The following is a 22650-nucleotide window of genomic DNA, read 5'->3' as shown; positions in this document are numbered from 1 at the left end:
ATCACATGAGGCTTTTCTTCTTCGAATTGACGACGCGCTGCAGGTCTTTCAGGTTCGGAACGACGATGCGGTCGGCGTACAGCTCGAGTTTGCCCTGCCTGACGTAAACCATGATTACTCTGTTCACCTCGTCGACGGGCTGACCGCACCAGTTGGCGACGTCGTCGACCGTAATGTTGAAGATCATCTGATTCGTGTGACCGTAATGCGGATCTTTCTCGGCCAGCATCAGAAAGACGTCGGCTACCTTGACGTTCAGGTCGTCGATAAGAAGGATCTTGAGGCGACGACGAGCGTCATAGATGCGTTTCGTATAAATAAGAAGCAGGCTGTATGCGAGCTGCGGCTGCGTATTCATCAGCGTGTCGAAGTTCTCGCGATTGAAGTGCAGCGTTTTTACATTATCGACGGCGATGGCCGAGGCGGAACGCGGCTCTTCTTCAAGGATGGCCATCTCGCCGAAGATGTCGCCTTCACCCATCACATCGAGAGTCTTCTGTGTGTTGCCGAACGTCTTGATGATCTTGACGCGACCTTTCTGCACGAAATAGAAATCGTTGCCCGGCTCCCATTCGCAGAAGATGATCTGTCCGGGATGAAATTCCTTCCCGAATTTTTCAAACAGAGATTCTGGCAGCATGATGCTCATGATATCTTCTGAAGCCTCGTCTTTGCCTGAGCGGTCACTTCGTCATCCGGCTTTAATTGAGCCACTTTCGCGTAAAACGTGCGAGCCCGCTCCTGGTTTCCGCTGATCTCGGCGATCAATCCGAGCTGAAAGAAGGATTGCTTCACATAACTGCCGGAGGGATACGTTTTCAGATATTCGGTTAACGTATTTGTCGCCTCGGGCAGCTTCTTCATTTTGATCTGGCAGCGGCCCTTTTCAAAAAGCGCCGCGGCCTTTGCTTCGAATTCAGACTTCTTCGAAAGATCATTGCGCGAAAGCAGCTCTTCGAGATGAGTGAGTGCGCCATCGAAGTCTCCGGCTCCGAAAAGCTCTCGTGCCTGAGACAGCTGCTCCGTCGCCGATCGGTCTGATGGCATCGCCGAATCGTCTACAAAGGGATCTTCGGGAAAGGCGAACGGGTCGTCGGCACTGCTTGCCGGCATCGAGGCCGCCTTCATGAGCGAATCGTTAAAACTGGAGGGCACGGGATCGACGGCCACGGATTCAAGAGGCACGTAGCCGTGCGGATACGTCTGCCCTTTTCGCGCCATCGTCAGAAGATCGCGGGCCCGGCTGGAATAGGGGCCGTTCGGATGATAGGTCAGGTAGCGCTCGAAGGCGTAGACGGCATGGTCGATATTGCCCGAACGATAGAACGACTCGGCGACGTTCATCAGCTCGTATTCCGGGTCACGCGTCGAACCGGCTTTTAAAATCTGACGCACTTTGCGATGGATTTCGCGCAGCTGCTTCGAGAAAACCTTGAGCATCTTGATGATGAGTCGCGTATTTTTCATCACCATCTGCTCGAATTCGGGCTGTTTGAAAACGATAACGTTCGTTTTTCCGATCACCTGCGCCGTTTCTTCGCGCGGATATCTACCGAGAGACGACTTCACGCCGAAAAACTCGCCAATCTGCACGTCTTCACGTATTTCGTCGCCCGTATCGATGGAGGTGCTGATCAGGACGACGCGACCGCTCTGTAGAACGTAAATATCTTCCGCTCTGTCGCCCTCGAAGTAAATAATCGAGCCGCCGTTATAATTCTTTATGACTGGCATGTTTCGTTATCCGACCGGCAGGAAGGGGAAGAAGATCTCCTTGCCCGCCTGCATGCGAATCCGCCTTAGCAGATCCAGCATTCCTCTCTGCACAAGTTTTTCCGTTCTGTGAACCGAAATCCGATCGGTTTGCACGGAAAGGGCCTGGAATAGTTTTTCCAGCGACGCATCACCGTAAACGGGGATGCCCTCCCGCACAACAAGAAAGAGATCTTCCAGCTCCAGTGTTTGTATGAATTCTTTTAGATTATCGGTAGGTCTGCGGTTGAAAATTACCAGATCGGCCCATTGTCCGGCTCCAAGAGACCCCCTGTCTTTCAGTCGGAAGGCCTGCGAGGCGTTTACCGTCGCCATCGCAAGCAGATCAAGCGGATCGAGAGAAGGCAGCTCCTCCATTGCTGATTTCAGGGATTGCAGCATGCCCGGACCGCCTGCCATAGCGCTATCTGTGCCGAGGCAGACGTTGATCCCCCGGCTGAAAGCTTTCTCGATGGGCGGTCGGGCATTATATATGAAACGATTGCTTGAAGGGCACCAGACGAGATGAGCCCCCGCAGCGGCGATGCGGTCGAGGTCGTGATCAGAGAGAGAAAGGCCATGAACCAGAACGGTGTTTTCTCCAAGCGCCCCCATCTCGTCGAGTTGACGTAAGGACTGCTTCGAATCCCGATCAAAACCTTCGGCGATATGTAGAATAAAAGGCAGGCCGTGCTCGACGGCGTATTCGTATTCTGCGCGAATTCCCTTGCCCCAGTTCAGAGCGTAAGCGCTGACGGAATGAGCGATGCCAAAATCCGACAGCAGGCGAGCGGGCAGTTCTTTTTCAAACGGACGCCTTACAAAATCGGGGATGTGATCGACGACAAAGACGGACCCCGACAGGATATTACGGTAGGCTCCGAGCTGATAGAGGTCTTCCGGCGAAACGAGCATGCGTTCGGCGAAGAGTGAGGATGCCTTGATCTCGTTATCCCAGGAGAGCCATGTCGGATGCGGCCAGTTCCTCCCCTGGAACGGCAGATACGTGGCGAGCAGATTGTCGTGCCCGTTTATGAAGGCAGGCAGGATGGCCAGGCCGTGCAGATCGACGGAGATCTCGGCCGCGGCCGGTTCGGCTACGATGCGGCCGATGCGCTGATCGGCGATCTGCACGCTGACAGGACGCTCGTCATACCCGGGAATCCATCCGTTTGTGATCTGCCACTGAGGGTGAGACATTCATTTTTATTGTCGGACTTCCGGGTCATGGAAATCGACAGGTAACTCGAGAAAACGGCCGGCTCAGAGGCGACGCAGGGTGAAACGCTTCGCGATGAACTGACTGCAGCCGAAGGTCGCCTTTTTAGGAAGCAGGCAGCTCTGAAACATCGGCACCGTATCGCGAAAGGTGTTGAGCACCTCGACGCTATGTCGTATGGCGTATTCGCCGGCCAGCTCATGATACGTGATGAACGTACCATCGACCGTTGATCCGCCGCGTCCGGGATTATTTCCGTCCTTGTTCAGGCAGGCATGGCCGGCATGAGGAAAGGCCTCGCCCCAGGCCTTCTCGGGTGTGAGCATGCAGTAGTAGTTGATGAGTGGGTCGCCAGTGGCCGTCGCCGCATGCACATCGGGGTAGATGCCCGATTGAAGCCAGGGCGGCGTCGGGTAATCTTTCATCGCTTCAATCGGCGCCCGGATCATGGAGAATCGATAACGCTCCACCCAGTTTGAATGAGCATAGAAATCCTGTACGATATGAAGAGCGAGGGCCAGATCGCGCATGGCCTCCACCTGACTGGTTGCATTGCGGGCATTTCCTTTGAGTCGGTCGAGCATCATGCTGCAACCGTAGAAGTTGCTGTTATCACAATGAAAGAAGTCAAGATGCGCCAGCTCTCCGTCGCTCGTATAGGCGAAGTTATTGAGAAGACCGGTGCAGATCGGATTCACCTCCCAGCCTGATTTGCGTGAAAAGCGATCAAGCGCATCGACGAGGATGCGATGATGATCAAAGGGGCCGGTTGGACCAAAGGCATGAATCGACCGTGAATCTGGCTGATATGAGGCCAGAGCCAGGAATGCGGCAAGAATCAGAAAAGGTTGTTTTATTAACCAGTTCACTTGGTTCTAAACAAATAAAACATCCAGGGAAGGAAAGTCTTTTTCGGATTTTGCTTTTTAGGTGATGCATTTTCCTCGGTGGTGATGCGGCTCTGTTAGTTTTTCCGTCGGGACCGTGAACAAAAAAAAGGGAGAAGAATCCTTCTCCCTTTTGAACGATACTCATTTCGATGCCCGGCGACGGGCATCGAAATGAGCTGTTAATCGGCCTGAAGCTCTTCGACCCTGCTATCGCCGATAAACCAGTAATACATCGCCGGTACAAAAACCCGGCTGAGTATCGTCGATACGGCGGAGCCGAACATCAGGCTTACGGCCAGACCCGAAAAGATCGGATCAAAAAGAATGACGGCCGTTCCGACGATGACGGCCGCGGCCGTAAGAATCATCGGCCTGTAGCGCACCACGCCGGCCTCGATGCAGGCCCACTTCACGTCAGCCCCTTCAGACAGGCGCTGCTCGATGAAGTCGACGAGGATGATGGAGTTACGCACGATGATGCCCGCTCCTGCGATGAAGCCGATCATCGACGTCGCTGTGAAGTAGGTTCCCGTTAACCAGTGACCGGGGATGATTCCAAGAAGCGAGATCGGAATCGGAGCCATGATCAGAAGCGGTACCGTATAACTGCGGAACCATCCGAGAACGAAGATGTAGATCAGCACAAGTACGGCTGCGAAGGCCGCACCGAGATCGCGAAAGACCTCGTATGTGATGAACCATTCTCCGTCCCATTTGACGATAGGCTCTCTTGTATCCCAGGGCACTTCGGCTGTCTGGATCTGATACGGAATCTCGTCCTGCACTTTCAGGATGCCGTACACCGGAGCCTCTTCATCGCCGGTCAGTTCGCTGAATACATAGACGACCGGTTTGAGATTCTTACGGAAGAGCGGCTGTGATGCGCGCAGCTCGGCGTTCTTGAACAGTCGATCAACATCAACCGTGCCCGATTCAAAGCTCATCACCTTCTGGCCTTTCAGCGGATTCGCTCCCGATCGCACGTTCTGCGAAACCGAAAGCATGATGGGCACGTCTTCCGGGCTTTTCACGTCACCGATCGTAAAGAGCGACGCCTCGTTAAAGACGAAGTATCCCGTTCCGACGGCATGTGCGGACGGAACGCCGAGCACGCCTCCTTGCACCGGATCAAACTGATAGACGAGTCGCTCGCGACCCGGACGATACGAGACGTCGATGTCGACGAAGTCAGGATATTGCTCGATGACCCGGCGAACGTCGGCTGCCGCTTTGACGCGGGCCTCTTCTGTGGGGCCGTAGATCTCGGCCACCATCGTCGCCATAACGGGCGGACCGGGCGGGATCTCAAGCACCTTTGATATGACGCTATGCTTCTTCGAGAATTCGGCGATCACGGGACGCAGTTCAGTGATAATCTGATGGCTTGATCGGCTCCGGTCGCCTTTATCCTTGAGCACCACTTGAAGGTCGGTCATGTAATCCGTGCGGCGCATAAACGTATGCTTCACCATGCCGAGGAAGGAATAAGGAGCCGCCTCTCCGCTGTAAGACTGAACGGTCAGAACGTCGGGATCTTTTAAAAGTTGAGCGGCAAGCTCTTTTGAAAGATCGGCATTCGTCGCAAGCGGCGTCGTTGTCGGATAATCCAGAAGCACCTGGAATTCGTTCTTATTATCGAAAGGAAGCATTTTCACGCGAACAAGCTTCACCGCAAAGAATCCCATCGAGATGACAAGGCTTGCTACAAGCGCTCCAACGAACATAAAGAAGCGTTTACGGCTATCGATGATGTCCTGCGTCATCTGCGTCGGAATACGATAGATCAGCTTATTCAGAAGCTTCTTCGGCTTTGCAAGCATGCCTGTCGGCTCGGCATCTTCGTCATGATCATGGTGTTGCGCTCCGGCAAGCAGCTTCACCGACGCCCACGGTGTGACGATGAAGGCTACGAAGAGCGAGAAGATCATCGCAACGCTTGCGCCGACCGGAATCGGCTTCATATACGGGCCCATCAGACCGCGTACAAATGCCATCGGCATGACGGCGGCGATCACCGTAAACGTGGCAAGAATGGTCGGATTGCCGACTTCGGCCACGGCATCGATAACAAGCCTCACGAAGTTCTTGTTGCGATGGATGCGCATATGACGCTCGACGTTTTCGACGACGACGATGGCGTCATCGACGAGGATACCGATCGAGAAGATCAGAGCGAAAAGCGTAACACGGTTCAATGTGTAACCGAGGAAGTAATAAACGGAAAGGGCGAGCGCAAGCGTAACGGGAATGGCGATCGAAACGACGGCTGCCGAGCGAAGCCCCATCATGAGGGCGATCAGAGCGCCGACTGAAATCACGGCGATGAGCAGGTGTTCGATGAGCTCGATGAACTTGCCGCGAGCCGTGTCGCCGTAGTTTCGGATGATCTCCATCTTCACGTCAGGGGGCAGCGTTGTCGTAAACGTTTCGGCGCGGGCCAGCAGATCAGATGCAAGCGTGACGACGTTTGTTCCCTTGCGTTTAGCGAATGCTACGGTGACGGCCTGCGAGCTTTCGATCGTTCCGTCTTCTTTCTTATGCGAAAGATGAGAGATACGTGTGCGCTCCTCGGGGCCGTCGATAACATAGGCGATGTCTTTAATACGAACGACCGTGCCTCCGCGCTGACCGACGGCGATGTTCTCTATATCCTTTAATGTATTCAGTCGACCGCCCAGCTCGACGTCATAGACGGCCGTTTCGCTCCAGTTCTTGCCTCCCGGCGCGAAGGCGTCACTCATCTGCAATGCGCGGGCAACATCGGCCGTCGATACGCCGCGTCCCGACGCTTTCGTCGGATCGACGATAATGCGAATCGCCTTACGCAGGCCTCCCATCATCTCGACGCGACTGAGGTCGGGCGTGCTTGATAGCTCACGGGCAAGAGGCGCTATGAGTGTGCGCAGTTCGTAGTCGTTTCGTTGATTCGAATGAAAGCTCAAGGCAAGAAAGGGCACGTCGTCGATCGAGAAGGCCTTCACCTCGGGATCCATGGCGTTCTTCGGCATGAGATGCCGGATCTCCATGATTTTATGATGCACCTTGACGAGAGACGTTTCCATGTTGTCTCCGACCTTGAAGCGCACGGTGATCATGGCAAAGTGCGGCATGCTTGTCGAATAGACGTATTCGACGCCTTCCAGTCCCCATACGGAGCGCTCGACCACCTCGGTGATCTTGCGTTCTACTTCGCGGGGCTCTGATCCCGGCGCCGGAATCATCACGTCGATCATAGGAACGGAAATCTGAGGCTCCTCTTCTTTAGGAGTGATCAGAGTGGCCATGATACCCATAAGAATGGAGGCCACGGCTATGACCGGAGTCAGACGTGATTGTGCAAAGGCTGCGGCAAGCTTGCCCGCCATGCCCATCTTCTCGGGTTCGTTTGATTTGGGCTGATAATCGAGGTTATCAGCCATGAGACTTTTCTTCGCCATATATTACTCCGGTTGTTGTTCGGTCGGAACGCCTTTGCGATTGCGCATCGTCACAAGGCCGCTTCTTACCTGTAAGTATTCCGTTTCGGCCTGGGATAACGCCTGGATCAGATCGGCTCTTCGCGAGAAGACTTCCGTTAACTGAAGGGCGTTGATGGCGCCGTTCTGAAAGAGATCGAGCGACGTAACGGTCTGCTGCTGTAAAAGGACCTTCGACTGACGCAGAAGATCAAGGCTGCGATCAAGGGCCTTTTCGGCGTTCACCAGCTTGTCGAGCATCAGCTTCTCTTTTTCAACGGCATCCTTAGCTCGCAGTTTCGCGGCTTCGACCTCTTTCTCGGCCTGTGATCCGGCCTGGATATCGGTCGGCGAAACCAGCATCATCTGAAAATAGAAGCCGGCCTTATAGTTCGTGCCCGTACCACGATCGCCTGTGACGGCCTGCGCCTCGGCAAAAAGACCTGTCTTCGGTCGCAAGGGCGCCGTGTCTATGACGGCCTTCTCTTCCTGCGCCTCTACCATCTTCTGATAGAAACGTGTGCGAAACGATGGCCCTGCGTTCAGATCTCCATATTGCAGATAGGCGGCCGCAAAGTCTTTCGCTTCCTGGTTTTTCGTTTTCCAGTTTTCCGGTAATCCTCCGGTCATCTCGCCGAGATAGTCAAGCAGAGCTTTGTGGCGTGTGCGGTTCTGCAAAACAAGCGCTTCGAGACGGTTATTCAGTCCGCGAAGTCCGAGCAGCCCGGAGTAACCGACCGGGTTCCCGGCATTGCCCAGCTGATAGCGTGCAAGGATGCTGTTCACAGCGAACTGTAAATTTTTCAGCTCCTGATGCTCTCGATCGAGAATCATAAGCTGTCCGTAGGCCGATGCCGCCAGCGTATATTCGTCAAGCTGTGTATGTAGAGCCTGATAGTTCAGCGCCTCTGACATCTTCGCGTACATCTCTGCGGCGGCGCTGCGTGCGCCCGCTTCGTATAAAGGAAGATCGACTCCGAGAGTTCCCATACCGAAGTTTCTCGTTCCGGGATTGTTCAGCGTATCGGGACGAATGAAGGGCGTAACATCGGCCGGATCTTTCGATAATGCCTGCAGGCCTTCAAGGCTATCGGGTTTTTCGCGCGTCATGAAATCGGCGCTGCTCGCCTCTCTTTGTAGCAGGGTCCCGCCAAAGATCGTAAGCGGGTCGTTCGTCTGGAAAGCTCGCAGATCGGTGTAGACTCGCGGCAGCCAGTGACGGCTCATGCGGTTTTTGCCGATGCGCGCCGCCTCGGCGTCGAGCCTCGCCGCCTGCAAGGAGTCCGAACTTTTTTCGACACGCTCCCAGACGTTTTCAAAGGATAGTTCTTCAGATGCCGATTCGGCAAGAACGGCGCTCGCAAGAAGCGAGATCAGGGCAAAAGCCGCCGCTCGTTTTTGAGAGATGTGTTTCATATCAAGTAGATGCACTCCCTGTGGATTCCCGAAACTACCGTATAGGGGTAGGGGGTATTTGCAATAAGCGCAGAGGCGCCCGTAGCGTCAAACAAAAATCTGATCCGGTCCGGAGTGGTGGGGCGCTTCTGGTTCGGTCTGCGTGGCAAAAAATGCCGTATTCTGTATTTGCAGACAGAATCGGCGTTGACACGAATCGTTGCTTTGAATTTCTGTACCCTTCACAGGAGTCTGTTGTGGCGAATATTAAGTCATCAAAGAAGGATTCTCGAAGAATCGAGCGACGTCGGGAGCTGAATCGCCCTCAGAAGACGCGTCTTCGTACTCTGCAGAAGAAAATCCTTAAACTCGTTGCCGAGAATAAACTGGAAGAGGCACGCGAGACCTTTCGTTCCTATACTACGTATCTGGACCGAGCAGGAAAGCGGAATCTGATCCATCATCGTCAGGCAGACCGTAAAAAGAGCCGTATGGCCCTTTTCCTGAACAAAGCTGCAAACGGCCAATCGGCCTGATTGGAATAATAAAAAGGGCGATTAGCTCAGCTGGGAGAGCGCCTGCCTTACAAGCAGGATGTCGGCAGTTCGATCCTGTCATCGCCCATATCTCCTTTCTTCCTTTGCTCCCTGTCGATCAGCGGAGAATGCAATGCTTAAGATCTACTCAAGCTCTGAACTGACGCCGCAGCTGCGTGCGCGTCTTCTTCAGCGAAGCTCATCTGAAGACCGTGAAGCCCTTGCCATCGTGCAGGCGATTCTCGACGAGATTGCCGCTGAGGGATTGGTCGCTCTGAAACGTATCTCGGAGCGTCTTGATGGAGTGGCGCCTGACCCGTTCCTTGTAACTCCTGAAGAGTTTGAAGAGGCTGAGCTTGCCCTTTCAAGCGAGATCAAGCAGGCATTTCAAACTGCCTACCAGAATATCAAGAGCTTTCACGCCTTTCAGCGTAAGATGCTCGAAGATCAGAAGACTACGGTCTGTACTTCGACGCTCGGCTATATGTACAGGCCAGTCGAGAGAGTTGCCGTATATGTTCCGGGCGGAAAGGCCTTCTATCCATCGTCCGTTCTCATGGGCGTCGTGCCGGCTCGCATTGCCGGCGTATCTCATATTACGCTCTTAACGCCGCCCGGTCGTGACGGTAAGATCCATCCAGCGGTGCTCTATTGCGCCCGCCTTGCCGGTGCGAATGCGGTTCTCAAGGCCGGCGGAGCCCATGGCGTCGCTGCCGCCTATCATGGTCTACTCACGCCTCCGGCCGAGCTCATTATCGGTCCGGGCAATCGTTATGTGACGGCTGCGAAGAACCTACTTGCATCGACGGGCCGTGTACGCATCGATCAGCCGGCCGGTCCTTCCGAGGTCATCGTCATCGCCGATAACACGGCCAGGCCAGCCTTCGTCGCCGCTGACCTGCTCTCACAGGCTGAACATGGCGAAGATAGTCCGTGCATCCTGTTAACCGACAGCCTGGTGCTGGCCGAACGTGTCTCTGAAGAGATCGCAAAAGGCCTTGATGAACGACCCGAACGACGTTCGATGAAAGAGACGAGTATTCGCGAGCATTCCTACGCCGTCGTCTTCGAGACGCTTGACGAGGCCATTGCCTTCTCGAATGACTATGGTCCCGAGCATCTTGAGATCGCTACCGAAAAGCCCGAGCGCGATCTGGAGAAGATCACCGCAGCCGGCAGCGTTTTTCTCGGCCACTATGCTCCGGTAGCTCTTGGCGATTACTTCAGCGGCACAAACCACATACTTCCAACAGGCGGAGCGGCCCGCATGTTCTCGGGTGTCGGCGTCGATACCTTCATGAAGCGGATCACATATCAGTATCCGACGCGTGAGAGTCTGCGCAAGGCCCTTGAGCCGATCCGCATCATGAGCAAGGTCGAAGGCCTTGATCAGGAGCACGGGCATTCGGTTGAGGTGCGTTTCGAAGGCGAAAAAGATAGAAGCCCTTCTCAGGGCTGATGCCTGCGTTCCAGTTCGAGCTCTGGTCGGAGCCTCATGCAAACTTCTGTGCTACAAATTCCAGCGTATCACCGTAGGCCGCTCTATCGGCGTACATTCTGTACACCGATGTCGGCAATCGCCTGAGAAATCCGCCGCTGCGTTCCGGATGATACGAGGCCGGAAAGAATCGTAACGCCCGCAGGTTATACAGAGGAAGTATCTGTTTTATGGAAACGGGGCTGTAATCGACGTAGTGATCGGCCGGATGCGTCTGCTCCCATTTCTTGAAGTCATAGTCGAAAAGTGGACCGTGAATGGAGGGCAGGGCGCAGAGGAAAAAGCCCCCCGGTTTTAAGAGAGAAGAGATCGTTTCAAAGACCCTTCTCTGATCTGCAAAATGTTCGATCACATAGAAGGCGGCGACAACGTCGAAGCGTTCTTTCTGCAAAAGAGCTTCGCCTTCGAGCGTCGGTTCGATGAACGAGGAATGCAGGACGCGAAGCCCTTTCTTTCGCGCAAGGTTGCATCCCCATGCTGAGATTTCAATACCGGTAACGTCAAAGCCCGATGTTCGGGCCTCATCAAGAAAGAAACCCGCAGCGCATCCGATTTCGAGCAGGCTACCGGGTCGTTCGTTCGTCAGCGGTTTTAAATGATGCAGTCTTCGCCGGGCAAGCAGGCGCAGGTTGGCTTCGTCTTCTTCGTAGCTGCGTCCATAGGTGCGTTCATAGTCTGCGAGAAAATAATCCTCTTCATACGAGAGGGGATAGGCATTCAGAGAATAGAGCAGACCCTCGTCGGACCACGCAAAGGCCTCACCGGTGCGCCGGCGTTTCTTCAGAGGCTTTCCCGTATGCGAGCAATAGAGGCCCATTATCTCACAGTCGGGGAATCCGGTACTGCTGTCCAGCGAGAACGAAGGTCGATCCGTCGTGGCCGCCCATAAGCATGCCCTCGCCAAGAGACGAAAACTGAATGCGTTCTGGTTTCTGTGAGAAGAGCAGGCCGCTCCGTCGCTGCCCGTTCAGAAGCAGCAGCCAGCCGCTGCATCGCGCCGCCGATACGTTGCCTCCGCGAAGCGTGTAGATGATGTAAGATTCTTCTCTGTAGCGGGCGATGGCAGACAGAAAGAGGCTTTGAATCTCGGTTTCGTCGGTGCGAACAAAGCCGATAACGCTATTCAAGGGAAGGGCGATACGATGCTGATCGGATTCAATCAGCTGATAGATCTGCTCATCGGGCAGCACTGCGCCAGTGCGATCTCGAAGCTGTTTGCGGAGCAGTCGGTAGGCCCTGACGATCTCGGCCGTCTGTCGGCCCGCCTCGGTTGAAGCGCTATGATCGGGATGATGCGCGAACAGAAGCTCACGGTAACGTCGCTGCAGACGATCTGCATCGGGCAGCGAATCAAATCCGAAGGTGCGCAGAGCCTGGCGATCCATGCGTATACATGAAATCGGCAGAAAGTGATGTTGCTTAACTCTTTTTCAGGACGCCCGCGCCGGGAAGTCGGCAGTGTCAGATGCCCAGTCGTTTCAGGGCGGCGTCGCGATCTTTCACGATTGTGAAAACGTTGACGAGTTCAGACAGCTCGACCAGCTTCTGCACTTCAGGCGTCAGGTTACAGAGTACGAGCTGGAATCGGTGCGCCTTGAGGAATTGCTGGATGTTGAGCAGAGCCTTTACGCCCGAAGAGGACATATACGGCACAAGCGAAAGATCGCAGATGGCGTCGGTCGGCTCCTGAGAAAGCATACGCGAAGCGTCTTTCAGGAACTCATCAGAAAACGTGAGGTCCAGTCGCGTTAACGGCTGAATACGCCACAGTCCGCCCTCGAGCAGAATATGCACGCGATCAGTTCGATGTTCACGGGGCGCGCTCATAGTTTTCCTGTGGCGGAGTCTTCTTGAAGCGCTCCATCCACTCCGACGTTTTTTCGTTCCAGTGCCTGCGAACAAGTCTATTTTTGTTAAGATTCTGATCGATCTCGTCGCAGACCTGAATCAGATGCTCACGGGCTTCAAGCAATCGGTGCCATTTCTCGCTCATCCGGTCCATAGCATTCCCTATTATCGGCAGGCAGGCCTGCGAAATCCTTTCAAAAAAGAGCGCAGCGAAAAGAACGGGTCGTGCCCGTTTTTCTGCCCGTCTACGAACGTCTGCTGCACCAGCTCGGGCCTTCGCGCTGGTGGCCGGCCGAGAGCCCCTTCGAGGTCATCGTCGGAGCCATTCTGACCCAGAACACAAGCTGGAAGAACGTCGAAAAGGCCCTGACATCCCTGAGAGCGGCCACCGAATTACAGGCGGAGCAGATCCTGAGACTCTCTCAGGAGGATCTGGCTCAGCTCATCCGCTCCTCCGGATATTTCAACCAGAAAGCGGCGCGGCTGCAGGGCTTTCTGCGCTGGTTTGAGCGCTTTGATTTCTCGGTCGATACGCTGCGTGCCTCTGCTTCTTCGGAGGAACTGCGTCGACAGCTTCTGGAGCAGAAAGGCATCGGTCCTGAGACGGCCGATTCAATCCTCTGCTATGCCCTGAATCTGCCCTTTTTTGTCGTCGATGCCTACAGTTTTCGTCTGGCCGAGCGATTGCAGCTCGGTATTCCCCTGAAATACGAGCCCTTTCGCCTTGCCGTCGAGTCGGAGTTCCGACGTCGTTTCACGGAGGCCGATCTGACCGCCCATCTGAACGAATTCCACGCGCTGATCGTGCGGCACGGGAACACGCTCTGTCGAAAAAGAGACCCCCAATGCGCTGAATGCGTCCTCGGGCGGGCAAAACCGGCGAAGGGATTGACGTCGGGACTTCGCTTTCGATCGTGCAGGTATGATACGCGCTCTGTTTAAGAAAATGAAAGAGGGAACGGAGTTCCTGAACTACGGTCGTGAAATCATCGCCGACTGGGGGGCGCGCTATCTTCTCGAAAACGGCGGCGGCGTCGTTTTTGATACGGGCTGCGGACACGGCGACGATCTTGTCGGCATCCGACGGCGCTTTGAAGAGCTGGGCGGAGAGGCGTCCGCTCTGCGGCTGACGGGCGTCGAAGGCTACGAGCCTTTTGTTAAAGAGTGTCGGGCTCTTGGCATTGAAACCTTCGATCTTGATATCGAGCGCGACAGCCTTCCTTTCGCCGACGCCTCCGTCGATGTCATCGTCACCAATCAGGTGCTCGAACATACGAAAGAGATCTTCTGGATTATGTCCGAGTACGCTCGCATCCTGAAACCAGGCGGATGTCTGATCATCGGTGTGCCTAACCTTGCCAGCCTGCATAACCGTCTGCTGCTTCTTGTGGGATTGCATCCGACGGCGCAGCAGAGCCTCAGCGCGCATGTTCGCTCTTTCACGTTATCCGACCTGAAGCGGTTTACCGAAGCGGGCGGATTCTTTTCGTTCGTCGCTCGCCGCGGCTCGAACTTTTATCCTTTTCCGCCTGCCATCAGCCGTCCGCTTGCGCGTCTTTTCCCTTCGATGGCCTGGGGGCTTTTCGCGCAGTTCCGGCGTTCCGATCAGCAAGGATCGTTCTTAGCCTGCCTTGAAGGTGAAGAGAATTTTCTCGAGACCCCGTTTTATGGAGGGCCACAGCGTCCTGCGCATATTCCTTTAAAGGAGAAAACAGGGGCGCGCGGAACGGTGACGGCAGCGCGAAAAGGCGTTGTGTCGCCTGCGACTGCGTCCGCAAAGAAATCCGCGAAAAAAACCGCTAAGAAAACGCGCAATCGCTGAAGTGAGGCATCTGTGAGATCATTGACCGTAAGATCCGTATCCCGGCAAACCGAGCATCTCTATCACGTTCAGATGGCCGAGATCGTTCCCGAATTCAAGCATCCCGGTCAATATGCGATTGTGGTCGATAGCGTGACCGATAAAGAGAAGAAAGCCTATTATGCCTTCTCGTCCCTTCCGGGCGAGCCGGTCAGCTTTCTTTTGAAAGACGACGGCGCAGCTTCTGCTCTCTGCCATGCGCAGCCGGGTTATACCGTTGAGCTGCTTTCTGTTGAGGGGGCGGGGTTTCAAACGGGCGACGTTACGGGACCGATGCTGCTTTTTTCTATGGGATCAGGGCTTGGCCCGTTTCGTTCGCTGATTCGCTCGGTATTGTCTTCGCCCGACCAGAACCCCGACCTCGAACTCGAACTCTGGCACGGAGCCTTCACCGAGGCAGATCTGCCTTATCGCGACGAGATTGAGGCCTGGCAGAAGCAGGGCCTCCGCTTTGTCGGATGCTATGATCGTGAGGGCCTGATGCAGAATGCCGTGCAGCGATTGCAGCAGGCCGCTCCCGACCTGTCAGACGCGACGGTATTCTGGGTGGGCTCGCGCGACTTCGGCGAGTCTCTGCAGAAGACGACGCTTGCCCTGGGGCTCAGGCCGGAGCGCTTTCGATCGAATTTCGGATGATTGGGCGATTGCTGAAGAAAGCGGCAGGGACAATAAAGTAACCCACCTGCTGCGCACCCCCAATCGCTGAGCACCTTCCGGCACGTTGGAAGAATAGATGCAGGCAGCCGAGGATGAGCCGTTAAAGGGAAATATCCTTGCAATTATGGATCTTGCCTCCATAATTGCAAGGATGATTGGGCGATTGCTAAAGAAAGAGCTGGAATATCGGCTGGCCAACCTGCCGGCCGTTGTTCTGCTCGGACCGAGACAGGTGGGTAAAACAACGCTGGCATTGCAGCTTTCCGGTGACGCCCTGTATCTGGATCTCGAATCAGAGCAGGACCGGTCCCGGCTCGAGGAGGCCGAGCTTTATCTATCAACCCGCCTTCAGCGGCCTGTTATTCTGGATGAGGTCCATCGCCAGCCCGGACTGTTCCCCGTTTTGCGCGGCCTCATCGATCAAGCGCGTCGTGAGGGGAAGCGTACCAACCTGTACCTTTTACTCGGATCAGCCTCCCTGGATCTACTGAGACAATCCGGCGAGTCCCTGGCCGGTCGCGTAAGCTACCTCGAGCTGACTCCGTTTACCATCCTTGAAATTCGCTCTGAAGAGCGCATGAGTCTCTGGGTACGGGGTGGATTCCCGGAGAGCTTTCTCTCAAGAACGGACGCCCTGAGCGACATGTGGCGCCGGGATTTTATTCGGACTTATCTGGAACGCGAAATTCCTCAGTTCGGATCCCGGATCTCTGGTACCATGTTGCGCCGTTTCTGGACGATGCTTGCCCATCTTCAGGGAGAACTGCATAATGCCGCCCATCTGGCCCGCAATCTGGGCGTAGACGGAAAGACCGTCGCCTCGTATCTGGACCTGCTTGTTGACCTCTTCCTTGTACGGCGTCTTCCCGCATATCATACGAATGCAGGGAAGAGATTGGTACGCTCACCTCGCATCTATATTCGTGATAGCGGCGTGCTACATAGCCTGCTTGCCATTCCCGATCACGATACGCTGCTCTCCCATCCCGTTCTCGGGGCGAGCTGGGAGGGCTTTGTGATCGAGAATCTGCTCGCTCATGCCCCTGCCGACGTGCAACCTTTCTTCTATCGCACAGCCGGAGGCGCGGAAATTGACCTTTTGCTTGTATTGCCCGATGGAAAACTCTGGGCCATCGAAATCAAACACGGTCTGAAACCCCGACCCGAAAAGGGGTTCTACTCCGCCTGTGACGATCTGAAGCCGGACCGGCAGTTCGTCGTTTATTCAGGGGATGAGCGCTATCCGCTTTCAAGAGAGATAGAAGCCATTTCCCTTACCGAGCTATCCCGGATGCTACTTGAAATGCGTGAGGCCGCTTTTTCGTGAATTAAATCATACCTGTCGGCCTGCGATCAGCGTAAGCCATTGTTCCACACCGAGCCCTCCAATTTCCACTTTCCTCTGAAGCCGGGCATGTTCGTCTGGCGCATGGCCGATCTTCTGATCCGTAAACCCGACGACTGGCATATTCATCTGCGCGACGGAGCGGCGTTGAAGCTGACGGTACCGCAGGCGGCACGGCAGTTCGGCAGAGTCATCGCCATGCCCAATCTACGTCCGCCCGTAGATTCGATCGAGGCCGCCCGCGATTATAGAACTCGCATTCTCGATGCCCTTCCATCGGAGTATCGCAATCGTTTTCATCCGATCACGCCGCTTTATTTAACCGATCGGATAACGCCTTCGGTGATCGAAGAGGCCGTGAAGACCGATTATATTAAGGCCGTGAAGCTTTATCCGGCCGGAGCGACGACGAATTCCGAATCTGGAGTCGCCGACCTTGCCCCTTTTTATGATGTGTTCGAGGCGATGCAGAAGCATCGCATGCCTCTCTTGATTCACGGAGAGGTGACCGATATGCAGGTCGACGTCTTCGATCGCGAGCGTGTTTTTGTCGAACGACAGCTTCATCCGCTTCGTGAGCGCTTTCCCGAGCTGCCGATGGTGCTCGAACATGTCTCTTCGAAAGAAGGCGTGCGCTTTGTCGAGATCCATGAGCGACATACGGCGGCGACCATCACCGTGCATCACATGTTGCTTACGCGAAACGATATCTTTCAGGGCGGCCTGCAGCCGCATCACTTCTGTCTGCCCGTCGTGAAAACCGAAGAGGATCGTCAGGCCGTGCGTGCCGCCGCCTTCTCGGGCAAGCCATGTTTTTTTGCCGGCACGGATAGCGCGCCGCATGCCCGCCATAAAAAGGAATCGGCGTGTGGGTCGGCGGGCATCTATACGGCGCATGCAGCCGTCGAACTCTATGCAGAGATCTTCGACGAAGAAGGCATGCTGGATCGTCTTGAGGCCTTTTTAAGCGAATACGGCGCTCGGTTTTACGGGCTTGAGTTAGGGCAGGAAAAGGTTCGCCTTGTTCGCACGCCGTGGACGGTGCCCGATAGCTATGACATGGGCGGAGATGAGTTAATTCCGTTTCGTGCAGGGCGTTCCGTTTCTTTCCGCCTGGAGGAAGACCGATGACCGAAATGATCGCATTGCAAAGCGCTCCGATAACGCGGGAACTCACGCTTTCTCATGCGGCGTTTCGCGATATGGCGATCGGTCTGTATCACAGGCTTGAACCGCTGAAGGCGCGATATGAGGCCATCCTCTGCCCTCTGCGCGGCGGCTTTTATCTGTCGGATTTTCTCTCCCGTAGATTGGGCCTGCCCGTCGAGTATATTCATCTCACATCGTATCAGGGCTTTGAATCGAGCGAATTCGTCGTCTATTTCAAGCCCGCCCTGAAGTCCGGAGCGCGCTACCTGATCTGCGACGATATTCTCGCCACGGGGCGAACGATGGCAAAGATCCAGGAGCTGTACTCGGAATCGAGCTTTGACGGGGCTTTTCTGTATCGTCACATCCAGCGATCCCTGCCTTTCGAGCAGACGCTCTTTGCCCGTGAGGTCGATGAATCGGTCTGGGTGCGCTTCCCCTGGGAGGATGAGTCGACGGATTTTTGAGGGCTCTTGTTTTCCGGGTCAGTCAGAGAGCACTTTCACGCTTTTTCGTTACCGGAAACGTCGCCGGAACGAGAAAAAAGTCGGATTTTCGTCGTGGCTGCCGTCCTCTGAAACGAGGACATAGGGAATGAGATTCGATCGAAAATGGCCCGTTGCCATTGCACTCTTAGCCGCCATCATACTTCTTGCATCGTGCTCCAAAAAGAAGAAGCCGTTTCTCTTTCTGCCTCTGGCCGAAGGCGGTTCGGGAACGAGCCTGCCCATCGGCGACGGCTCTACGCCTGCGTCTGAAGATCAGAGCGCCAATGCCGAAATCGCCGATCAGACGGGCGAAACCGACTTCAATTTTCAAACGACGCAGGAGATCACCGTTGACGTGACGATTACCGATCCGAACGGTCCGGTTGACGGAGCGATCGTAAACATTACCGATCCCGATCAGGGAGGTATCTCGGTTTTTCAGGGCGTTACCGATGAGAACGGAAATGTAAGCGGGCAGCTTACGATTCCGACCACGTCAGACGAGCTGGAACTGGTCGTGCAGGTCGGCGAAACGGTGGCAACGCAGCCCATCTCTACCGACAATCTGATCGGCATCGACCGCGACATTGAATTCACTCAGCCCACCGACGCTACACAGATCGCCGATGCCGACGCAGACGGAGTTCCCGATGGACTTGACTACTATCCGCAAGATGCGACGCGTTCGTCGAGATTGATTTATCCGGCCGGCGGCGTTTCTGTCGTCGCCTTTGAGGATCTGTACCCGACGGCAGGAGACGCCGACTTCAACGACTTCGTCGTTCAGGTGAAGAACGAAGAGGACAGAGATGCAAAAGGACAGGTCGTACGTCTTCGCGGCGAGTATCGCGTGCTTGCACGCGGCGCCGGTTATAAGCATAATCTTTTCTTGAATCTGCCGGGGCATGGAGTCGCCCATATCGTCGTGCGCGACGGCGCCGGGCAGGTCGTGGCAGATCTGACGCGCAGCCTTTCGTCTTTCGAGGCATTGCCTGTTTTCCCGAAAAGCATCGATTACTTTGCGAATCCTGCTATGGGCAGTGCAGCTCTGTTCGATTCAAGCGTCTTGTGCCCGGGCATGTGTAACGTGTCCGAAGGCTCGCAGTATGTGAAGGGATATACTGCCGAGGTTGAGGTTATCTTTGAAGAGCCGGCTCCTACGCTTTCGGCCGCTCCCTACGATCTTTTTATCTATGTTCTCAATACGCAGAAGCAGATCCACTTTCCCGGAATGGTCGCCGGAGCGACCGATCCTTATATCGACGCGAACGGATTCCCCTGGGCTCTGAAAATGCCGGCGGAGTGGAACTGGCCGCTTGAGAAGAAGCATATCGAGTCCGGTTATCCGCAGTTTAAATCCTGGTATGAATCGCGCGGAGCTACGAACCGCGACTGGTATCTGCAAACGACACCGGAATCATCTGACAATCTTTATCGTTATTTCAGCCGGAGCCCCATCGCCGCCTATGTTCTACAGTACGGACTGTCACATCAGTCCCTGCTGTGGGCCTTTGTTTCGGTGATGCTGACCGGCCTGATCGTCCTGCTCTTCCTCAAAGGACGGTCTGAATTCGAGGCGTAAATTGACTCCACTGTTTAGGGTTGCGTTTACCGGGCCGCGAGGCCCGGGATTTTTTTTCTTGTAATATTTCCCGATCTGCATCTTCTGATTCTGTCGAATCGATTCCGAACATCTTTCTGAAAGCGCGATCTGCCCTGAGGTCTGTCGTCGTTGATCTTTTTGCCCGTAACGATGGCGAGATCGAGGCGCTGAATGGTCTGCGCGCTCTTGCCATCCTGGCCGTCCTTTTGCTGCATCTGTATGTGCCTGCCGGCCCGTATCTTGGCGTTCCGTTCGCGTCTCTGGATCGATTTGCGCGCAACCTGACCTCGGGCGTCGATCTCTTCTTTGTTTTAAGCGGCTTTCTGGTCTACAGCCACCTTGTGGCGAAACCGATGAATCGGCATGCTTTACTGGCCTACGCACGTAAGAGAGCCCGCCGTATATTGCCTGCCTACATTTTCGCCCTAATCGGGGCGGCCATTTATGTGTATAACCTGATCGGTTCGCTGGAGAGGGCCGGCCAGCATGAGATGGCCTACCGGCTAACGACGTCTCTTTCTTCTGCGTGGACCGATCTGCTTTTTGTTTCGAATTACTCCGCCGATCGCCTTCTTGAGCCGGGCTGGTCACTTTCCGTAGAGGTGCACTTCTATCTACTTCTGCCGTTGCTTGTGCTCGCTTTTCAACGCTTGCAGAGCAGAGCACGTCTGGCGTTGCTCGTCGTCCTGTTTATGATTCCGACGCTTTTGCGCCTCTACTGGCACGACGATGGCATGATCTACTTTTATACGCATACCCGTCTGGATGGGATCTTTGCCGGCATGATCGTCGCTGAGCTGATTCAGGTAGATTCGTCGCGGCTTTTAAAGGGCGGCCTTTCTATTGTTGCAGCGGCTCTCTTGCTTATCGGTCATCTCTGTGAAATCGACGGATTCTTCTATCGTACGTTTCGATACGCGTTCTTTGCCGCGGGGTTTGCGATGCTTCTTTTTCTCGCAGTTAGGTCATCGAAGTCGTCGCTGTTCGGTCGACTTCTGTCTTCGACCGCTCTGCGTTTTATCGCGCGCATCAGCTATACGCTGTATCTGTGGCATCCGATCTTCCTGACGGTGGGCCTGCGGCAGATCGGAGTTAACCCCGATAGCGAAATCACGCACGTCTTCCTGGGCTGGCTGTACGCTCTTGTCGTTGCAGCGGCCGGATCTACGATGCTCTATCTTGCGATAGAGCGTCCTTTTCAGATGAGACGTGCCAGTTCGGCTAACGGAACCTGATCGGGATGTCGTGAGGCGACGACGCCCATGTGATGCTGCGCATGAAAGAGGGTGAAATGCGCCATCTCTCTTGCCGTCACCGGTCCGACGGCCGGATGTGGAAACTTTACCCGATCGAGATCTTCTTCGCTCCAGCGACTGATTCGCTCGCAGAAGAGAGCGGTCGTTTCGGCAAGCCGGGCAAGAGCTTCGCGTCTGTCTTCTTCTGAGACCTTTTGCAGACGGGAGGGCGAGAAGGCGCCGGCCGTGAATCCGCGACGCAGGCTTTCGAGATACTGTTCTTTCAGGCCTTCGATCGATCGCTCTGGAATGTGTCGAAATGCGGCAAGCGCTGATCCGAAGCGCAACGGACCGAAAAGCATTGAGATGAGCCGGTTTACTTTCAGGATATGGTTCAGGTTCTGGGCGGGGCTCCATCCTTTTATGGGTTTCGCAGCATAGACCTGGAGCGGCATCTTTTCAAAGATGGAGCCAAGTTTTGTTTGATAGGCTCTGGTCGCCGCAATGAGTTCGTCGCGTTGCATGCGGCAGGCTGACATCGGTGTCAGAATCTGTCATCCGTTTTCGGGGTTGTCGGGCAATGATACGATTCGCTCCAGTTGCGATTCGCGCCCGACTCCGCATAGAGACGCCGGCGCTACTCTATAATGCGGATGGCCGGACCGCCTTCACTGATACGACCGATGCTGGCGGCGCAGAGCGTCTTCTCTTCGTTAAGAGTTGCGATAACGGCATCCGCCTTAGCTGGATCGACGGCCATGAGCACGCCGCCCGAGGTCTGTGGATCACAGCAGATGAGCCGGGCCTTCTCGGTGAGTTCGTCGGGAACGGATATTTTAAGAATAGATTCCACATAGCGAAAGTTGCGACCTGTACCGCCGGGCCAGCATTTCTTTGCAATGAGATCGTCAAGGCCAGGAAGAAGAGGAAGGGCCGAGAATCGGATCTCTGCGTTCAGATCGCTTTCTTTCAACATGCCATAAAGATGCCCGCACAGACCAAAGCCCGTAATATCGGTTGCCGCATGTACGAAGCCCTGATGCCTCTGCATCGCTCGCGCCGCTCCGTCGTTCAGCTTTGCCATCGTCTGGAAGGCGATGTCTTCAAGGTCATGGCTGATCAAGGAACGTTTGATTCCCGTTGTCAGCATGCCGACGCCGAGCGGCTTTGTGAGTATAAGAACGTCGCCTGAGCGGGCGCCTCGGTTGCGCACAATATGATCGGGATGAATGGTTCCCGTAACGGCCAGCCCGAACTTCGGCTCGGCATCGTCTATGGAATGGCCTCCGACGATTTCGATACCGGCCTCTTTTGCCTTGTCGATACCGCCGCGCAGGATGTCGGCCAGAATGGAACGGTCGAGCGTATCGACGGGAAAGGCGACAAGAGAAAGGGCGGAAAGCGGCGTGCCGGCCATTGCATAAACGTCAGAGAGCGCATTGGCGGCGGCCACCTGGCCGAAGCGATACGGATCATTCATGATCGGCGTAAAGAAATCCGTAGTCTGAACGATGGCAAGATCGTCTCGCACGCGTACGACGGCGGCATCGTCGCCCGTATCGTTACCCACGAGCACACGCTCATCGCTGATCGTATGTCCGATTCGGCCGAGGATGCCGTGCAGGTCGTCGGGGCCGATCTTACAACCGCAGCCCGACCCATGAGAGAGATCCATCAGCCTGACGGGTTTTGCTTGAGTTCCTTCCATACTTCAGGAAA

General features: G+C 55.2%; 22 protein-coding genes and 1 tRNA gene. 11 read left to right on the top strand and 12 right to left on the bottom strand.

The window, feature by feature from the left end:
• Position 1 precedes the first annotated feature (1 nt).
• From LEPIL_RS14190 to LEPIL_RS14165, 6 genes are all read right to left on the bottom strand, one after another.
• Positions 2-649, bottom strand: a complete 648-nt coding sequence (locus LEPIL_RS14190; RefSeq protein WP_002773401.1) for a Crp/Fnr family transcriptional regulator — start codon at positions 647-649, stop codon at positions 2-4.
• Positions 646-1734 carry a cyclic nucleotide-binding domain-containing protein gene (locus tag LEPIL_RS14185; protein WP_002773400.1) on the bottom strand — a complete coding sequence of 363 codons (1089 nt, stop codon included), beginning with the start codon at positions 1732-1734 and terminating at the stop codon, positions 646-648. Before LEPIL_RS14185 ends, LEPIL_RS14190 begins: the two co-directional genes overlap by 4 nt.
• 6 nt (positions 1735-1740) lie before the next feature.
• Positions 1741-2952, bottom strand: a complete 1212-nt coding sequence (locus tag LEPIL_RS14180) for an amidohydrolase family protein (RefSeq protein ID WP_002773399.1) — start codon at positions 2950-2952, stop codon at positions 1741-1743.
• A gap of 63 nt (positions 2953-3015) precedes the next feature.
• Positions 3016-3840, bottom strand: coding sequence for an HET-C-related protein (locus LEPIL_RS14175; RefSeq protein WP_002773398.1), 825 nt, complete (start codon positions 3838-3840; stop codon positions 3016-3018).
• A gap of 200 nt (positions 3841-4040) precedes the next feature.
• Positions 4041-7298, bottom strand: coding sequence for an efflux RND transporter permease subunit (locus LEPIL_RS14170; protein WP_002773397.1), 3258 nt, complete (start codon positions 7296-7298; stop codon positions 4041-4043).
• A gap of 3 nt (positions 7299-7301) precedes the next feature.
• On the bottom strand, positions 7302-8732 hold the full coding sequence (locus LEPIL_RS14165; protein WP_002773396.1) for a TolC family protein: 1431 nt from the start codon (positions 8730-8732) through the stop codon (positions 7302-7304).
• Positions 8733-8968: 236 nt separating this feature from the next.
• Between LEPIL_RS14165 and rpsT the strand changes: the two genes are divergently transcribed.
• The 3 genes from rpsT (at position 8969) to hisD (ending at position 10706) form a co-directional block, all read left to right on the top strand.
• The gene (rpsT, locus tag LEPIL_RS14160) at positions 8969-9247 is read left to right on the top strand and encodes a 30S ribosomal protein S20 (protein ID WP_002773395.1); all 279 of its coding nucleotides are present in this window, start codon (positions 8969-8971) and stop codon (positions 9245-9247) included.
• Positions 9248-9262: 15 nt separating this feature from the next.
• A tRNA-Val gene (locus LEPIL_RS14155) sits at positions 9263-9335 on the top strand.
• A gap of 45 nt (positions 9336-9380) precedes the next feature.
• On the top strand, positions 9381-10706 hold the full coding sequence (gene hisD / locus LEPIL_RS14150; protein WP_002773394.1) for a histidinol dehydrogenase: 1326 nt from the start codon (positions 9381-9383) through the stop codon (positions 10704-10706).
• 34 nt (positions 10707-10740) lie between these two features.
• Here the strand turns inward: hisD and LEPIL_RS14145 are convergent, their stop codons facing one another.
• From LEPIL_RS14145 to LEPIL_RS14130, 4 genes are all read right to left on the bottom strand, one after another.
• The gene (locus LEPIL_RS14145) at positions 10741-11562 is read right to left on the bottom strand and encodes a class I SAM-dependent methyltransferase (protein WP_002773393.1); all 822 of its coding nucleotides are present in this window, start codon (positions 11560-11562) and stop codon (positions 10741-10743) included.
• Between the two features lie 4 nt (positions 11563-11566).
• Entirely contained in the window at positions 11567-12130 is a 564-nt protein-coding gene (locus LEPIL_RS14140) for a J domain-containing protein (RefSeq protein WP_002773392.1), read from the bottom strand.
• Between the two features lie 76 nt (positions 12131-12206).
• Entirely contained in the window at positions 12207-12572 is a 366-nt protein-coding gene (locus tag LEPIL_RS14135; RefSeq protein ID WP_002773391.1) for an STAS domain-containing protein, read from the bottom strand.
• Complete coding sequence (locus LEPIL_RS14130) at positions 12556-12738, bottom strand: hypothetical protein (protein WP_143464689.1); 183 nt, start codon at positions 12736-12738, stop codon at positions 12556-12558. The genes LEPIL_RS14135 and LEPIL_RS14130 overlap by 17 nt, the downstream gene beginning before the upstream one ends.
• An 80-nt stretch (positions 12739-12818) precedes the next feature.
• On the opposite strand from LEPIL_RS14130, the gene LEPIL_RS14125 reads away from it, so the two are divergent.
• From LEPIL_RS14125 to LEPIL_RS14090, 8 genes are all read left to right on the top strand, one after another.
• Positions 12819-13535 carry an endonuclease III domain-containing protein gene (locus LEPIL_RS14125; RefSeq protein ID WP_002773389.1) on the top strand — a complete coding sequence of 239 codons (717 nt, stop codon included), beginning with the start codon at positions 12819-12821 and terminating at the stop codon, positions 13533-13535.
• Positions 13516-14415 (top strand): class I SAM-dependent methyltransferase, encoded by a 900-nt coding sequence (locus LEPIL_RS22270; protein WP_002773388.1) that lies wholly within the window; start codon positions 13516-13518, stop codon positions 14413-14415. The genes LEPIL_RS14125 and LEPIL_RS22270 overlap by 20 nt, the downstream gene beginning before the upstream one ends.
• Before the next feature lie 12 nt (positions 14416-14427).
• Positions 14428-15090 (top strand): ferredoxin--NADP reductase, encoded by a 663-nt coding sequence (locus tag LEPIL_RS14115; protein ID WP_002773387.1) that lies wholly within the window; start codon positions 14428-14430, stop codon positions 15088-15090.
• Between the two features lie 172 nt (positions 15091-15262).
• Complete coding sequence (locus LEPIL_RS14110) at positions 15263-16438, top strand: ATP-binding protein (RefSeq protein WP_040920377.1); 1176 nt, start codon at positions 15263-15265, stop codon at positions 16436-16438.
• A gap of 87 nt (positions 16439-16525) precedes the next feature.
• Positions 16526-17587, top strand: a complete 1062-nt coding sequence (gene pyrC, locus LEPIL_RS14105; RefSeq protein WP_002773382.1) for a dihydroorotase — start codon at positions 16526-16528, stop codon at positions 17585-17587.
• Positions 17584-18072, top strand: coding sequence for a phosphoribosyltransferase (locus LEPIL_RS14100; protein WP_002773380.1), 489 nt, complete (start codon positions 17584-17586; stop codon positions 18070-18072). The genes pyrC and LEPIL_RS14100 overlap by 4 nt, the downstream gene beginning before the upstream one ends.
• 127 nt (positions 18073-18199) lie before the next feature.
• Positions 18200-19675 carry an LruC domain-containing protein gene (locus LEPIL_RS14095; RefSeq protein WP_002773378.1) on the top strand — a complete coding sequence of 492 codons (1476 nt, stop codon included), beginning with the start codon at positions 18200-18202 and terminating at the stop codon, positions 19673-19675.
• A gap of 20 nt (positions 19676-19695) precedes the next feature.
• The gene (locus tag LEPIL_RS14090; RefSeq protein WP_002773376.1) at positions 19696-20931 is read left to right on the top strand and encodes an acyltransferase family protein; all 1236 of its coding nucleotides are present in this window, start codon (positions 19696-19698) and stop codon (positions 20929-20931) included.
• Here LEPIL_RS14090 and LEPIL_RS14085 read toward each other — a convergent pair.
• Complete coding sequence (locus LEPIL_RS14085; RefSeq protein WP_002773373.1) at positions 20895-21455, bottom strand: DinB family protein; 561 nt, start codon at positions 21453-21455, stop codon at positions 20895-20897. The two genes, LEPIL_RS14090 and LEPIL_RS14085, sit on opposite strands and share 37 nt — an antisense overlap.
• A 113-nt stretch (positions 21456-21568) precedes the next feature.
• The gene (selD, locus tag LEPIL_RS14080) at positions 21569-22639 is read right to left on the bottom strand and encodes a selenide, water dikinase SelD (RefSeq protein ID WP_002773372.1); all 1071 of its coding nucleotides are present in this window, start codon (positions 22637-22639) and stop codon (positions 21569-21571) included.
• Positions 22640-22650 lie beyond the last annotated feature (11 nt).

Source organism: Leptonema illini DSM 21528, assembly GCF_000243335.1.
Taxonomy (GTDB): domain Bacteria; phylum Spirochaetota; class Leptospiria; order Leptospirales; family Leptonemataceae; genus Leptonema; species Leptonema illini.
Note: the sequence above shows the minus strand (reverse complement) of the source record. Positions and strands in the feature narration are given on the sequence as shown.

What these genes read in the sequence shown, in the direction of transcription:
- LEPIL_RS14190 (WP_002773401.1), bottom strand. Translation starts at nt 649, where the DNA reads ATGAGCATCATGCTGCCAGAATCTCTGTTTGAAAAATTCGGGAAGGAA.
- LEPIL_RS14185 (WP_002773400.1), bottom strand. Translation starts at nt 1,734, where the DNA reads ATGCCAGTCATAAAGAATTATAACGGCGGCTCGATTATTTACTTCGAG.
- LEPIL_RS14180 (WP_002773399.1), bottom strand. Translation starts at nt 2,952, where the DNA reads ATGTCTCACCCTCAGTGGCAGATCACAAACGGATGGATTCCCGGGTAT.
- LEPIL_RS14170 (WP_002773397.1), bottom strand. Translation starts at nt 7,298, where the DNA reads ATGGCGAAGAAAAGTCTCATGGCTGATAACCTCGATTATCAGCCCAAA.
- LEPIL_RS14165 (WP_002773396.1), bottom strand. Translation starts at nt 8,732, where the DNA reads ATGAAACACATCTCTCAAAAACGAGCGGCGGCTTTTGCCCTGATCTCG.
- hisD (WP_002773394.1), top strand. Translation starts at nt 9,381, where the DNA reads ATGCTTAAGATCTACTCAAGCTCTGAACTGACGCCGCAGCTGCGTGCG.
- LEPIL_RS14145 (WP_002773393.1), bottom strand. Translation starts at nt 11,562, where the DNA reads ATGGGCCTCTATTGCTCGCATACGGGAAAGCCTCTGAAGAAACGCCGG.
- LEPIL_RS14140 (WP_002773392.1), bottom strand. Translation starts at nt 12,130, where the DNA reads ATGGATCGCCAGGCTCTGCGCACCTTCGGATTTGATTCGCTGCCCGAT.
- LEPIL_RS14135 (WP_002773391.1), bottom strand. Translation starts at nt 12,572, where the DNA reads ATGAGCGCGCCCCGTGAACATCGAACTGATCGCGTGCATATTCTGCTC.
- LEPIL_RS14130 (WP_143464689.1), bottom strand. Translation starts at nt 12,738, where the DNA reads ATGAGCGAGAAATGGCACCGATTGCTTGAAGCCCGTGAGCATCTGATT.
- LEPIL_RS22270 (WP_002773388.1), top strand. Translation starts at nt 13,516, where the DNA reads ATGATACGCGCTCTGTTTAAGAAAATGAAAGAGGGAACGGAGTTCCTG.
- LEPIL_RS14110 (WP_040920377.1), top strand. Translation starts at nt 15,263, where the DNA reads ATGATTGGGCGATTGCTAAAGAAAGAGCTGGAATATCGGCTGGCCAAC.
- pyrC (WP_002773382.1), top strand. Translation starts at nt 16,526, where the DNA reads ATGTTCGTCTGGCGCATGGCCGATCTTCTGATCCGTAAACCCGACGAC.
- LEPIL_RS14100 (WP_002773380.1), top strand. Translation starts at nt 17,584, where the DNA reads ATGACCGAAATGATCGCATTGCAAAGCGCTCCGATAACGCGGGAACTC.
- LEPIL_RS14095 (WP_002773378.1), top strand. Translation starts at nt 18,200, where the DNA reads ATGAGATTCGATCGAAAATGGCCCGTTGCCATTGCACTCTTAGCCGCC.
- LEPIL_RS14085 (WP_002773373.1), bottom strand. Translation starts at nt 21,455, where the DNA reads ATGCAACGCGACGAACTCATTGCGGCGACCAGAGCCTATCAAACAAAA.
- selD (WP_002773372.1), bottom strand. Translation starts at nt 22,639, where the DNA reads ATGGAAGGAACTCAAGCAAAACCCGTCAGGCTGATGGATCTCTCTCAT.